We start from the raw sequence: 13,580 nt of genomic DNA on the forward strand, positions 1-13,580 counted from the left end.
GAACCGTGACCGTGACGGAGGAACCGACGTCCCAGCAGCTGTCGCTGAGTGTCAAAGCCGCGCGGACGCTGAGCACGACGACCAAAACCCTGCCGCAGATGCGCGGCATCACCACCCGCTGGCTGCTCTCCCAGCTCCCCTGGGTCGACGTCCCCGCCGGCAGCTACCGCGTCAACCGCCGCCTCACCTACACCCTCGGCGACGGCAAACTCAGCTTCTACACCACCGGCACCCGCGTCCACGTCGTCCCCGCCGAACTCACCGAACTCGAACTCCTCCGTGACTTCAACGACGAACAGGCGCTGAGCGCGCTGGCCGACGCTTTCGAACAACGCGAATACGAACCCGGCGCCACCATCACCACAGCCGGCCAACCGCTCGACACCCTGATCCTCATCGCCCACGGCAAAGTCACCCGCCACGGCCGCGGCGAATACGGCGACGAAATCACCCTCGGCACCGCCACCGACGGCGACCACTTCGGCGCCGAACTCCTCGCCCACGAGGATGCGAGGTGGAGCTTCACCGCCCGCGCCGCCACCCGGGTGATCGCGCTCGTCCTACCCGCAAGCGCCTACGCGCGGCTCAACGGACGCTCCGAATCACTGCGCGCGCACGTCGCCGACGCCATCAGCCGGCCACGGAAGCCCCAGAACGCCAAAGGCGAAGCCAGCATCGACCTGGCGGCCGGGCACGACGGCGAACCGATGCTGTCCGGCACCTACGTCGACTACGACCCCTCACCCCGCGAATACGACCTCGCCGTGGCCCAAACCGTGCTGCGCGTGCACAACCGCGTAGCCGACCTCTACAACAACCCCCTCAACCAGCTCGAACAACAACTGCGGCTCACCGTCGAAGCACTGCGGGAACGGCAAGAACACGAACTGGTCAACAACACCGAATTCGGGCTGCTGCACAACGTCGACCTCAAACACCGCCTCACCACCCGCACCGGACCACCCACCCCACTCGACCTCGACGACCTGCTCTGCCGCCGCCGCAAGACCAAGTTCTTCCTCGCCCACCCCCGCGCCATCGCCGCGTTCGGCCGCGAATGCACCCGCGCGCACCTCTACCCCGACACCACCGCCCTCGACGGCAAACGCGTCCTGGCCTGGCGCGGCGTCCCGATCCTGCCGTGCGACAAGATCCCGATCACCGACACCGGCGCCACCTCGATCCTGGCCATGCGCACCGGCGAAAACGACGCCGGCGTCATCGGCCTGCGCCCCAAATCGCTACCGGACGAATACCAGCCCGGGCTCAACGTCCGGTTCATGGGCATCACCGACCGCGCCGTGACCTCCTACCTGATCAGCGCCTACCACTCTGCCGCCGTGCTGGTCCCGGACGCGCTCGGCGTGCTCGACGACGTCGAGATCGGACGCTCATGACGACCATGGACTCCCGGACCGCCGCCCGTCCCCTCGCCGACGTGCTCGCGTGGAGCAAGGGCCTGGTCGACCCGGCGTTGCGCACGGCGGCCGAGCGGCTGCCCGAGGCGATGCGGCGGATCGCCGGCTACCACTTCGGCTGGGAAGACGCCCACGGCGAACCCTCTTCCGCCGACGGCGGCAAGGCGTTGCGCCCGGCGCTGGTGCTGCTGTGCGCGGAAGCCGCGGGCGGTGAGCCCGCGGACGCGGTGCTCGCCGCCGTCGCGGTCGAGCTGGTGCACAACTTCTCGTTGCTGCACGACGACGTCATGGACGGCGACACCACCCGGCGCCACCGGCCGACGGCGTGGACGGTCTTCGGCACCGGGGCGGCGGTGCTCGCCGGGGACGCGTTGCTGAGCGTGGCGTTCGAACAACTGTCACCCGAGGGCGCGAAACTGCTGTCCCACGGCGTCCTCGAGCTGCTGGAAGGCCAGGCCGCCGACCTGGACTTCGAGCAGCGCGACGACGTCACGCCGGCCGAGTGCCTCCGGATGGCGGGCGGCAAGACGGCCGCGCTGATCGGCGCGGCCTGCGAACTGGGGGCGCTGCTCGCCGGCCGGCCGGAGGAGGTGCCGCGGTTCGGCGAGTTCGGCCGGTCGATCGGGCTGGCGTTCCAGCACGTCGACGACCTGCTCGGCATCTGGGGCGACCCGGCGGAGACGGGCAAGCCGGTGTATTCGGACCTGCAGAACCGCAAGAAGTCGCTCCCGGTGGTGACGGCGCTGTCGTCCGGCACGACGGCGGGCGCGGAGCTGGCGACCCTGTACTCGGGCACCGACCCGCTCGACGACGCCGAGCTGGCCCGCGCGGCCACGCTCGTCGACGAGGCCGGCGGCCGCCAGTGGAGCCAGGCCCAGGCGGCCGCGCTGGTGGCGAAGGGACTGCGAGAGCTGGCGGCGGTGAACCCGGTCCCCCGCCCGGCCGCGGAACTGGCCTCCCTGGCCCGCCTGATCACCACCCGCACCCACTGAGGCGTGATCAGAACGCCAACTCACGTGATTGGAGGGTCGACACGCGGCGGCAGGCTGGTGGCCGCTGTGTCGACCCTTCAATCACGCGTGTCGACTCCTCAATCACGCGTGTCGTCCGTTACTTGCCGGGGCGGGTGAGGCCGGACTTGTCCGCGTCCAGGCTCAGGATGTTCTTGTCCGTGTCGGACAGGGCCTTGGTGACCTGCGCCGAGGGCTGCGATGTCGACAAGTCGATCAGGCGGATCGGGGCGTCGAGCTTGATCAGCGTCGGGATGTACTCGGCCTTGTCGACCTTCCAGCGGTCGCCGTCGCGGACGAAGCGGAAGCGGGCCGCCGCGCCCTCTTCCGTGTCGCCGCGCGGTTCGGAGTGGCGGGCGACGCTGTTGCCGAGCCCGTAGGCGACCCACTTGCCGCCGATCTTCTCGAACGGCTGGACCACGTGCGCGTGGTGGCCGACGATCAGGTCGATGTCGTCCGACGCCAGGAGCTTCTTGGCCTGCGAGCGCTGCTCGGCCGTCGGGTCGTGCTGGTATTCGACGCCCCAGTGCAGGCTCGCGATCACGACCTGGGCGCCGGCCTCGCGGGCTTTGCGAGCCGCCGCCAGGACGTCGTCGACGTCGATCTGGTTGGCCAGCCACGGCTTCCCGGCCGGCACCTTGATTCCGTTGAACCCGAAGGCGTACGACACCTGCGCGACCTTGACGCCGTGGACGTCGAGGATCAGCGGCTTCGCCGCTTCGGCGGCCGACCGCGCCGAGCCGGTGTGCTTGATCCCGGTGGCGTCGAGCTTGTCCAAGGTCCGCTTCACGCCGTCGGCGCCCTGGTCGATCGTGTGGTTGGACGCCGTCGAGCAGGTGTCGTAGCCGGTGTCCTTGAGCGCGTCGGCGATCTCCGGCGGCGCGCTGAACGACGGGTACCCGCTGTACGGGCCGCCTTCCGGTGCCAGCGGCGTCTCGAGGTGGCAGATCCCGAGGTCGGCCCCGGAGATCAGCGGCTTGACCCCGGCGAGCAACGGCCGGTAGTCGATCTTCCCGCCGCCGTCGGCCTCGGCCTGCTCGGTCAGCGCCGGGTGGATCAGGACGTCGCCGGTCGCGACGACGCTGAACGAGCCGTCCGGGGCCGCTGCCGGCGAAGCAGACGTCTCCGGGAACGGCGTCGGCGCCGGGCCGGACTGCGGCGGGCTGCTGCTGCACGCGGCCGCCAGGACGGCGACACCGGCGAGCGCGGCGACACGGAGCTTCGTCATCGGTCCCCCTGCTGCTGTGGTCCGGCCATCCTGCCATCCGGACGAACCCGGCAGGTGCCGCCTCCCAGTCAACGGAAACTTCCACCACAGTCGACAACACCGATCAGAACATTCACACAGGACAAAACCGGACAACGCGCAGGACAGGGGGTAAAAAATACGATAAATGACCCCTGAGCATGCCACGATGCAACTACAGAGAGTAGGTGTCACTCCGCTAACTGCGGCTTGACGCTCCACGAACGGGTGTTTTGTAATACGAGTCACCCGGCGGTAACCCGCCAGCAACACTCGTCCCCGGCCCCCTTGGGAGCACTCGATGTCCACATACCCGCACAGGTTTCGCACCTGGAGCGTTGTTGGTTGTTGTTTGATTTCCGGTGTCCTGATGGCCTCGTGCTCCTCCGGAAAAGACACCGCCGCACCGCAGCAGCAGGCACCCGCCAACGGCAAGATCACCCTCTACTACCTGCAGAAACAGGGTGATCAGCAGTACTTCGTCGAGCAGGCCCAGGGGGCGCAGGAGAAGGCGAAGGAGCTCGGCGTCGAGCTCAAGGTCGTCAACCTCGGCCAGGACGCCAACAAGGCGATCACCGAACTGGACGCCGCGGTCGCGCAGGGCGCGAACGGCGTCGCCATCGTCGTCCCGGACCAGGCCATCGGCCCGCAGGTGATCGACAAGGCCAAGAGCGCGGGCATCCCGCTGATCGCCTCCGACGACGTCATCAAGGACGGCACCGGCGCGAAGGCCCCGTTCGTCGGCTTCAACGGCAGCCAGATGGGCGACTCGGTCGGCACCGAGGCCGGGAAGCTGTTCAAGGCCGCCGGCTGGACCGCCGCCGACACGAAGATCATCAGCGCCTACAAGCAGGACCTCACCGTCTGCACCGACCGCGTCACCGCGGCCAAGTCGGCCTTCGCCAAGGCCGCGGGCGCGGACGTCCAGGTGATCGACGTCGGCACCGACAACTCCCCCGTCGACGCGCAGAACCGCTCCGGCGCGGTGATCGGCTCCAACCCGGGCGTCAAGCACTGGGTCGTCTGGGGCTGCAACGACGAGAACGAGACCGGCGTCGTGACGGCGCTGGCCAACTCGGGCGTGCAGGCGAACAACATCATCGGCGTCGGGCTCGGCGCGTACCTCGACTGCAAGGACTGGGCGGCCGGCAAGGACACCGGCAACAAGTCCGCGCTCTACATCTCCGGCGCCGAGGTCGGCCGCTCGGCGATCCAGGTGCTGGTGGACAAGGTGAAGAACGGCAAGGAGCTGCCCGCGGAGACGATCGCGAAGACCACGATCGTCAACAAGGACAACTACAAGCAGGCCGGCGTCAACTGCACCTGACCGACCCCTCGTGAGTGGTAATTCGGGTTCTAACCCGAATTACCACTCACGACCGCTGTACGGAAGGCGATCATGTCCAGCTCTGCTCCCGCGCTCGCCGTCGAGGGCATCGGCAAGCGCTTCTCCGGCGTCACCGCCCTCGACGACGTCTCGCTGGAGATCCGCTCCGGCGAGGTGCTCGCGCTGATGGGCGAGAACGGCGCCGGGAAGTCGACGCTGCTGCGGGTCCTCTCCGGTGACCAGGGCCCCGACGACGGCCGGCTCCTCCTGGACGGCACCGAGGTCACGTTCGACACCCCGCGCGCGGCGATGGCCGCCGGGGTCCGCGTGATCTACCAGGAACCCGAGATCATCCCGCACGTTTCGGTCGCGGAGAACGTCTTCGTCGGCGAGCTCCCCGCCAAGGCGCGGGTGTTCAACCGCCGCACACTCCTGAAGGCGACGCAGGACGCGCTCGCCGAGTACGGCTTCGAAGGCGTGCTCAACCCGGCGACGCTCGGCGTCGCGCTGTCGGCCGCGCAACGCCAGATCGTCGAGATCCTGCGCGTCCTCACCGCGGCCACGCCGCCGAAGGTGATCGCCTTCGACGAGCCGACGTCGTCGCTGTCCGAGCACGAGGTCGAGGCGTTGTTCCGGCTGATCGGGCGGCTGCGCGACAGCGGGGTCGCGGTCGTCTACGTCTCGCACCGGATGAAGGAGATCTTCCAGCTGGCGGACCGCGTCGCCGTGCTGCGCGACGGCAAGCTCGTCGGCGTCCAGCAGGTCGCCGAGACCGACGAGCCCGGCCTGGTCCGGATGATGATCGGCCGCGACCTTTCGGCGCTGGAACGCCGCGTCACGCAGGAAACCGGCAACGTCGTGCTGAAGCTGGACGACGTCACGACCGACGACGTCACCGGCATTTCGCTGGAGGTCCGCGCGGGCGAGGTCGTCTGCCTGGCCGGCCTGGTCGGCGCCGGACGCTCGGAGCTGGCCCGCGCGATCGTCGGCGACCTGCCGATCCGGTCGGGCACCGTCGAGCTCGACGGGAAGCGGCTGCGTGCGCACAACCCGGGTGACGCGGTCAAAGCCGGCATCGGCTTCGCGCCCGAAGAACGCAAGACGGACGCGCTGCTCATGCAGCGGTCCGTCCGCGACAACATCTCCATCTCGGTGCTGGACCGGCTTCGCCGCTTCCGCGTCGTGAAGCGCGCGAAGGAACGCGCGCTCGTCGAGGAGTACATCAGCGAGCTTCGCGTGCGGACGCCGTCGATGGAGCAGGAAGTCCGCAAGCTTTCCGGCGGCAACCAGCAGAAGGCCGTGCTCGCGCGCTGGCTCGCGCGGCGGCCGAAGCTGCTGATCCTCGATGAGCCGACCCGCGGCGTCGACGTCGGCGCGAAGGCCGAGATCTACCGGATCATCGACGGTCTCGCCGGCGAAGGCATCGCCCTGCTGGTCATCTCGTCCGACCTGCCCGAGGTGCTGACGCTCGCCGACCGCATCCTCGTGATGCGCGCCGGGCGCCTGGCCGGCGAGATCAGCCGCGAAGAAGCGACCGAGGAAGCCGTGCTGACCCTCGCCATCCCCGAAACCGAACCGGCAGTAGAAGAGCAGCAGGAGATCGGCGCATGAGTACCCCCACCCAGGAGAAAGCCATGTCCTCGGAGCCGGCCGCGCCGCAGCAGCCGTCCGCGTTCCGCCGCGTGCTCGCCGGCATCGGCGTGCAGAACTCGAGCCTGATCATCACGCTGATCGCGCTGATCGTCCTGCTGAGCGTGCTGAACGACAACTTCCTGCGCACCAACAACCTGCTGCTGATCGGCAGCGCGATCACCATCATGGGACTGCTCGCCCTGGTGCAGACCCTGGTGATCATCCTGGGCGCGCTGGACATCTCGGTCGGCTCGATGGCCGGGCTCGCCTCGGTCGTGTCGGCGATGGTGTTCACCTCGACCGGCAACGCCGAGGTCGGCATCCTCGCCGCGGTCGGCGTCGGCATCCTCTGCGGCCTGGTCAACGGCATGATCATCATCTTCGGCCGGGTCAACCCGGTGGTCGCGACGCTGGCGATGCTCGCCACCTACAAGGGCATCGCGCAGGTGATCTCCGACGGCAAGTCGCAGGGGTACACCGGTGGCGACGACCTGTTCATCTTCCTGGCCAAGGGCGCGATCGCGGGCCTGCCGTCGCTGGTGTGGGTGTTCCTCATCGTCGCGGCGCTGCTGCACTTCCTGCTCAAGTACACCGACATCGGCCGCAACGTCTACGCCATCGGCGGCAACGACACCGCCGCGCGGCTGGCCGGCATCAACATCAACCGGTACATCATCGGCGTCTACGCGCTGGCCGGCGTGGTCGCGGCGGTCGCGGGCATCCTCATCACCGCGCGCACCGGTTCCGGCCAGCCGGTGTCCGGGTCCGAAGGCCTGGAGCTGCAGGCCGTCACCGGCGCCGCGCTCGGCGGCACGATGCTCAAGGGCGGCCGCGGGTCGATCATTTCGACTGTGCTCGCGGTGATCATCCTGGGCGTGCTCGACAACGGCATGTCCGGGCTGGGCATCAACCCGTTCTGGCAGAACGTCGCGCACGGCGCCCTGCTCGTGATCGCGGTCGTGCTGCAGCAGCTGCGCAGCGGGGAGCGTCGCGTCGGCCTGCCCGAGTAGCGCGGGCGCCCGGCGATGAGCGCTCCCCGGAACCTGCACGCCCGCATCGTCGACGAACTGGGCAGGCTCATCGTCGAAGGAGTCCTCGGGGACGGGCAGCCGCTCGTCCCCGAGGAGCTCGGCCGGCGGTTCTCCGCGTCCCGGACCGTGGTTCGCGAGGCGCTGCGCGTGCTGGAGTCCAAGGGCATGGTCACCGCGCGGCCGCGGGTCGGCACGTGGACGTTGCCGCCCGACGCCTGGGACGCGATCGACCCGGACGTCATCGCGTGGCGCGTCAACGGGCCCGACGGCCGCAAGCACCTGCACGAGCTGCTGGAGCTGCGGCTGACGATCGAACCGCAGGCGGCGCGGATGGCCGCGCAGCACCGGCGTCCCGACGAGCTTTCGGCAATGGCCGCGGCCTACGAGCTGATGGCGGACGCGGTCGAGCGTTCCGACACCGCGGCGTTCCGGGAAGCCGACTCCCGGTTCCACGCGGCGCTGATCCGCGCGTCCGGGAACGCGCTGATCGCGCAGCTGCAGGTGCCCGTGGTGGCCGCGCTGACCGCGCACGGCGAGCCGATGGAACTGCCGGAGGGCAACACGCTCGTCGCGCACTCCCGCGTGCTGACCATGGTGCTGGCGAAGAACGCCGACGGGGCCGAATCCGCGTCGCGCCGGTTGCTGGAAACCGTTGCGCCGTACCGCTCACCGGCACCTTGACACGTCCACCGGGAACCCTGAACACTCGCTGCGAACGACCGCCGCCATGACGTGCTGAGGAGGACGCTTTCATGCGTTTCCCGGGAATTCGTGGTTTCGGCGTGCTCGCGGCCGCGGTGGTGGCGGGCGGGTTGTTCTCCGCTCCGGCGGCAGTGGCGGCTCCCGCCGAGTGCCCGATCACCGACCAGATGGTGTCCGCGGGCAACTACTGGGTGACCAACGGGACGAACCTGGCCGCCCCGGACTGGCAGAACGCGACGTTCCACGTCGGCAACCTCGCGCTGGTCCGGACCACCGGCCAGTCGAACCACAAGACGCTGCCGTGGGCGCAGGCCAACGGCTACCAGCTGCCGTTCGACCCGAAGCGGCCGTTCTTCCCGGACAACCAGGCCGCCGGCGAGGCGTACCTGGACCTCTACACGTACTTCCACCCGGAGATCTCGCTCGACTCGATCCGCACCCGGATCCGCGACGAGGTCGCCTCGGTGCGGGCCGGGCACCGCGACTACTGGAACTACGTGGACGCGCTGAACATGGCGATGCCGTCGTTCGCCCGGATGAGCGTGATCGACCACGATCCGTCCTATTTGGACGCCATGCAGAAGCTGTTTTCTTCGTCCGAGCGCAAGCTGTTCGACGAGTTCACCGGCCTGTGGTACCGCGACGAGCGGTTCAAGGGCTCCGGGGTGTTCTGGTCGCGCGGCAACGGCTGGGCGCTGGCGGCCCTGACGAAGGTGCTGCAGGTCCTGCCGGCCGACGACGCGCGTCGCCCGGAGTACCTGCGGGTGTACAAGAAGATGGCGTTCTCGTTGTCCTTGCTGCAACGGCGGGACGGCTTCTGGAACTCGGACCTGCTGAACCCGTGGGACCACGGCGGCCCGGAGACGAGCGGCACGGCGTTCTTCACGTTCGGCATCGGCTGGGGCATCAGCGCGGGCATCCTGGACGCGAAGCGGTTCCGCCCGGTGGTGGACAAGGCGTGGACGGCATTGTCGACGAAGGCGTTGCAGGCGGACGGCAAGGTCGGCTACGTCCAGCCGGTGGGCGACCGCCCGGCGACGGCTCGACCGGACGACACGGCGGCCTACGGCGTCGGCGCGTTCCTCCTGGCGGCCCAGGAAGTGGCCAAGCTCCAGGGTTGCTCGGCCGACTAGGTCCCAAGCGCCCCAATGTGGCGTTGGTTGCGTCAGACGCACCCAATGTGGCGTTCGGTGCGTCTGACGCACCGAACGCCACATTGGGGCGCTTCACTTCAGGCAGTCGCCCGGGTCGCCGCGGGTCAGGGCCGGGTCGGACTGGGGGAACGTGCGGGCCGCGCCCGGGCCCGACGAGCGGTGCTCGAAGCGGACCGTCACGCGGCCGTGGCCCGCGCCCTGGACCCAGCCCGTGCCGAACTCCTCGTGCACCACGTCGTCGCCCTGCCGCCACTCCGAAGGCGGAGCCACCGGCGTCGGCGCGGACGAAACCACCGTCGACGCCGGGGCCACCGAAGGGGCCGCCAAGGTGAACAGCGCGTCCTGGTGGGGCACCGAAAGCCCGCTGTAGGCGACGCCGGCGAGGCGGATGCCGCCGAACTCCGCCGGGTCGAGCAGCAGCCGTTCCGCGACGGCCGACAGCTCGGCCAGGTCGTCCGTGGGCGCCGAGATCGTCTCCGAACGGGTCACCGTGTGCATGTCGGTGTGCCGCAGCTTGATCACCACCGTCCGGGCCACGCGCTCGGCCTTGACCAGCCGCTGGTGCGCCCCGACCGCGATCCGCCGGACCTCCGTGCGCAGCGTCGCCAGGTCCTTGATGTCGGTGTCGAACGTCGTCTCCGCGCTGACCTGCTTGGTCTCGCCGCGGTCGGCCACCGGGCGGTCGTCGAACCCCGTCGCCAGCCGGCGCAGGTCGCGGCCGACCACGCCGCCCAGCGTCGCCACCGCGTCCTGTTCGGACAGTGCCGCCAGCTGCCCGAGCGTCTGGACGCCGATGAACCGCAGCTTCCCCTCGGCCACCGGGCCGATCCCCCACAGCGCGCGCACCGGCAGCGGCGCGAGGAACTCCCGTTCGGTGCCCTGCGGCACGACCAGCAGGCCGTCCGGCTTGGCTTCGTCCGAGGCGATCTTGGCGATCTGCTTGCCGTTGCCCGCGCCGATCGACGCCACCAAGCCCGTCTCCGCGCGGATGCGGGCCCGCAGCGTGGCGCAGAACGAAGTCACCTCGTCGAGAGAGGCACCCGTCAGCTGAGGCGGTTCGGCGAAGGCTTCGTCGAGGGAGATCTTCTCCAGCACCGGCGCCACTGCCGTGACGACGGCGAAGACCTCCTGGCTGAGCCGCTCGTACACGCGGAACCGGGGAGGCACGATCACGCCGTTCGCCGGGAGCAGCCGCCGCGCCTGCGCCATCGGCATGGCCGAGCGGATGCCGAACGCGCGGGACTCGTAGCTCGCGCCCGCGACGACGCCGCGGGGCCCGGTGCCGCCGACGAGCACGGGACGCCCGGCCAGCGTCGGGCGGGTGAGCTGCTCGGCCGACGCGTAGAAGGCGTCCAGGTCGAGGTGGATCACCCAGCGGGCCACGTCAGTCCCCGCCGGTGGCGTCCAGCAGCTGGTGCAGCGCCTTGGTGTAGCTCTCGAACGCCGCGCGCCCGGCCGCGGTCAGCCGGACCAGCGTGACCGGCGTGCGGTGCTCGTAGGCCTTGGTGATCTCGACGTACTCGGCGTCCTCGAGCTTGCGCAGGTGCGTCGAGAGGTTGCCGGCGGTCATGTCCAGCAACTGCTGCAGGCGCGGGAAGGTGATCTGGTCGCCGGCCTGCAGCCCGGCGAGCGCGACCGTGACCCGCAGCCGCGCCTGGGCGTGGATGACCGGGTCGAGCTGCGGCAGGTCGCTCATCGGCGCCCGGACTTCTCGCGCACGAAGTAGACGATCGCGCCCAGCAGGAACCCGCCCCCGCCGCAGATCGCCAGCACCAGGAAGTTGGCCGGGAACCCGACCAGCACGCTGAGCCCGGCGGAGACGATCATCCACGCGCCGAGGCCGTACATCAGCTTGTCCTGCCAGAGCATGCCGCCGGCGAGGTACAGCACGCCGGTCAGCAGCAGCCAGGTGCCCGACCAAAGCAGGGACACCTGATCGGAGGACAGCGAGCCGAACTGCGTGATCCGGATGTCGATCACGGTCAGCCCGATGGCGGAAAGCGCCCAGCTGTAGCCGTACATCGCGCCGACCGTCTTGGACGGGCCGCGGATCCCCCGCCCGGCCCGGGCGCTCACGTAGCCGGTGTAGGTGATCGCGAAGACGAACAGCACCGCCACGACCACGCCACCGACCCAGCCCGGGATGCTCTCGGTCCGCGTCGCGAAGTAGGTGAAGCCCCACCCGAGCAGCCAGGCGAGGGCCCACGCGGCGAGCATCCGCGCGGGGCCCCCGCCCAGCTCCCGGCGGTTGCGCCGGTTCTGCTGGGCGATCAGGTTCAGCGACTCCTCCGCCGACATCGGCTCGTCGTCCACCTGTACCGCCCTTCGCCCGCGCAGACCCCTCAGTACTGCACGGAAGTTAACACGCATTCACAGCCTGGCCGTGTCCAGCCGGAACCGGCGCACCACGACCAGCGCGGGCACGACCAGCCAGCCCGCGAGCACGAGCACCGCGAACCCCATCCCGCCGGTGTGGGCCAGGGGTTCGAGGCCGAGCCGGCCGAGCCAGTACGTCGGGAAGAAGTGCGCCAGCGTCGCCATCCAATCCGGGAGGACGTAGAGCGGGATCCACAGGCCGCCGAGCATGCCGAGCGGCATCATGAGGGCGCCGGTCACCGCGCCGACCGTGTCGCCCTTGCCGAACAGGCCGATCGCCAGGCCCAGCACGGCGAACGGCAGCACGCCGGCCCACAGCGACACGAGCACGAGCCCCCACTGCGCGGCGGTCATGTGCACGCCCATCGCCAGGCCCGCGAGGAACACGACCACGAGCACCGGCAGCGCCACGGCCATCGCGGAGATGACCTTGACGACCAGGTAGCCGGAGCCGCGCATCGGGGTCAGCCGCAGCTGCCGCTGCCAGCCGTCGGTGCGTTCCTGCGCCACGCGGGTGCCGGTGAACAGGGCACCGCCGCTGGCGCCGTAGGCGGCGAGGTTGATCATGGTCTGCACGTCGGCGGGCAGGCCGTTCGGCGCGATGAGCTTGCCGAAGATCGACCCGAACAGCACGAACATCGCCACCGGCATGCCGATGGTGAAGATCGTGAACTGCGGGCTCCGGACGATGCGCTTGATCTCCAGGCTCAGGTAGGTGGTGTTCACGCGGCCACCCCTTCGGTCTCGTCGGCGGTGAGCGCCAGGAAGGCCTCTTCCAGGCCCAGCGCGGTGATTTCGATGTCGGCGGCCTGCGGGTACTTCGCCAGCAGCGCGCGGATGGCGGCGTCGGAGTCGGCGCAGGCCAGCTCGGCGCGCCCGGCGCGCAGCTGCACGGTCGTGACGCCCGGCAGGTCCGCCAGGTCGCTTTCGCCGGCGCCCGGCACGACGGCCTTGAGCACCCGCCCGGACACCGCGGCGCGGACCTCGGCGACCGGGCCGTCGGCGACGACGGTGCCGTGGCGCATCAGCACCACGCGGTCGGCGTAGTCCTCGGCCTCGGCGAGGTAGTGCGTCGCGAACAGCACGGTCCGGCCGGTGGCGGCGAACTCGCGGATGGACGCCCAGAACGCGCGCCTGCCGTCGACGTCCATCGCGGCGGTGGGCTCGTCGAGCACCAGCAGCCGCGGGTCGCCGGCCAGCGCGAGCGCGAACCGGACGCGCTGCCGCTCGCCGCCGGAGAGCTTGCCGCAGCGGCGCTTCACGAGGTTCTGCAGGCCCGCCCGCGCGATCACCTCGCTCGCGGGCAGCGGCTTGGCGTGCGTCGAGACGATCAGGCCGACGATCTCGCCGACGGTGACGTCCGGCAGCAGCGCACCGTTCTGCATCATGGCGCCGACGAGGCCGTGGTCGACGGCCTCGCGTGGACTGCCCCCGGCGACGGTGACCTCCCCCGCGTCCGGCTTGGTCAGCCCGAGCAGCATGTCGACGGTGGTCGACTTGCCCGCGCCGTTCGGCCCGAGCAGCGCGACGACCTGCCCCTGCGCGACCTCGACGGAAACGCCGTCGACGGCGGTGACCTGACCGAACCGTTTGGTCAGGCCGTGGAGCGCGAACGCCGGTCCCCCACCCATGACGCTCTCCTTTCGTTCGTGGACTTTGCATCGCAAAGTCGCTACCTACTTTG

Annotated in this window: 13 protein-coding genes; 7 read left to right on the plus strand and 6 right to left on the minus strand. The window is 70.1% G+C overall.

The window, feature by feature from the left end; all coding sequences use genetic code 11:
- The first annotated feature begins 5 nt into the window (after positions 1-5).
- Together QRX60_RS03235 and QRX60_RS03240 are read left to right on the plus strand one after the other, a co-directional pair.
- Positions 6-1,397: a family 2B encapsulin nanocompartment shell protein gene (locus QRX60_RS03235; protein WP_285999309.1), complete on the plus strand. Its 1,392-nt coding sequence runs from the start codon at positions 6-8 to the stop codon at positions 1,395-1,397.
- On the plus strand, positions 1,394-2,410 hold the full coding sequence (locus QRX60_RS03240) for a family 2 encapsulin nanocompartment cargo protein polyprenyl transferase (protein WP_285999310.1): 1,017 nt from the start codon (positions 1,394-1,396) through the stop codon (positions 2,408-2,410). Before QRX60_RS03235 ends, QRX60_RS03240 begins: the two co-directional genes overlap by 4 nt.
- Positions 2,411-2,528: 118 nt before the next feature.
- On the opposite strand, the gene QRX60_RS03245 is transcribed toward QRX60_RS03240, so the two are convergent.
- Positions 2,529-3,656, minus strand: coding sequence for a CapA family protein (locus QRX60_RS03245; protein ID WP_285999311.1), 1,128 nt, complete (start codon positions 3,654-3,656; stop codon positions 2,529-2,531).
- A gap of 370 nt (positions 3,657-4,026) precedes the next feature.
- Between QRX60_RS03245 and QRX60_RS03250 the strand changes: the two genes are divergently transcribed.
- From QRX60_RS03250 to QRX60_RS03270, 5 genes are all read left to right on the plus strand, one after another.
- Positions 4,027-5,001 carry a substrate-binding domain-containing protein gene (locus QRX60_RS03250; protein WP_332845822.1) on the plus strand — a complete coding sequence of 325 codons (975 nt, stop codon included), beginning with the start codon at positions 4,027-4,029 and terminating at the stop codon, positions 4,999-5,001.
- A gap of 72 nt (positions 5,002-5,073) precedes the next feature.
- Entirely contained in the window at positions 5,074-6,612 is a 1,539-nt protein-coding gene (locus QRX60_RS03255) for a sugar ABC transporter ATP-binding protein (RefSeq protein WP_285999313.1), read from the plus strand.
- Entirely contained in the window at positions 6,609-7,643 is a 1,035-nt protein-coding gene (locus QRX60_RS03260; RefSeq protein WP_285999314.1) for an ABC transporter permease, read from the plus strand. Before QRX60_RS03255 ends, QRX60_RS03260 begins: the two co-directional genes overlap by 4 nt.
- Positions 7,644-7,658: 15 nt before the next feature.
- On the plus strand, positions 7,659-8,345 hold the full coding sequence (locus QRX60_RS03265; protein WP_285999315.1) for a FadR/GntR family transcriptional regulator: 687 nt from the start codon (positions 7,659-7,661) through the stop codon (positions 8,343-8,345).
- Between the two features lie 71 nt (positions 8,346-8,416).
- Positions 8,417-9,499 (plus strand): glycoside hydrolase family 88 protein, encoded by a 1,083-nt coding sequence (locus QRX60_RS03270; protein ID WP_285999316.1) that lies wholly within the window; start codon positions 8,417-8,419, stop codon positions 9,497-9,499.
- A 93-nt stretch (positions 9,500-9,592) separates the two neighbouring features.
- On the opposite strand, the gene QRX60_RS03275 is transcribed toward QRX60_RS03270, so the two are convergent.
- The 5 genes from QRX60_RS03275 to QRX60_RS03295 are packed head-to-tail and all read right to left on the minus strand — an operon-like array spanning position 9,593 to position 13,527.
- Positions 9,593-10,903 carry a DNA polymerase IV gene (locus tag QRX60_RS03275; protein ID WP_285999317.1) on the minus strand — a complete coding sequence of 437 codons (1,311 nt, stop codon included), beginning with the start codon at positions 10,901-10,903 and terminating at the stop codon, positions 9,593-9,595.
- A gap of 1 nt (position 10,904) precedes the next feature.
- Positions 10,905-11,216: a winged helix-turn-helix domain-containing protein gene (locus QRX60_RS03280; RefSeq protein ID WP_285999318.1), complete on the minus strand. Its 312-nt coding sequence runs from the start codon at positions 11,214-11,216 to the stop codon at positions 10,905-10,907.
- Positions 11,213-11,833, minus strand: a complete 621-nt coding sequence (locus QRX60_RS03285; RefSeq protein WP_285999319.1) for a hypothetical protein — start codon at positions 11,831-11,833, stop codon at positions 11,213-11,215. Before QRX60_RS03285 ends, QRX60_RS03280 begins: the two co-directional genes overlap by 4 nt.
- Positions 11,834-11,890: 57 nt before the next feature.
- Positions 11,891-12,622: an ABC transporter permease gene (locus QRX60_RS03290; RefSeq protein ID WP_285999320.1), complete on the minus strand. Its 732-nt coding sequence runs from the start codon at positions 12,620-12,622 to the stop codon at positions 11,891-11,893.
- On the minus strand, positions 12,619-13,527 hold the full coding sequence (locus QRX60_RS03295; RefSeq protein ID WP_285999321.1) for an ABC transporter ATP-binding protein: 909 nt from the start codon (positions 13,525-13,527) through the stop codon (positions 12,619-12,621). Before QRX60_RS03295 ends, QRX60_RS03290 begins: the two co-directional genes overlap by 4 nt.
- Positions 13,528-13,580 lie beyond the last annotated feature (53 nt).

It is taken from the genome of Amycolatopsis mongoliensis (assembly GCF_030285665.1).
Classification (GTDB): Bacteria; Actinomycetota; Actinomycetes; order Mycobacteriales; family Pseudonocardiaceae; genus Amycolatopsis; species Amycolatopsis mongoliensis.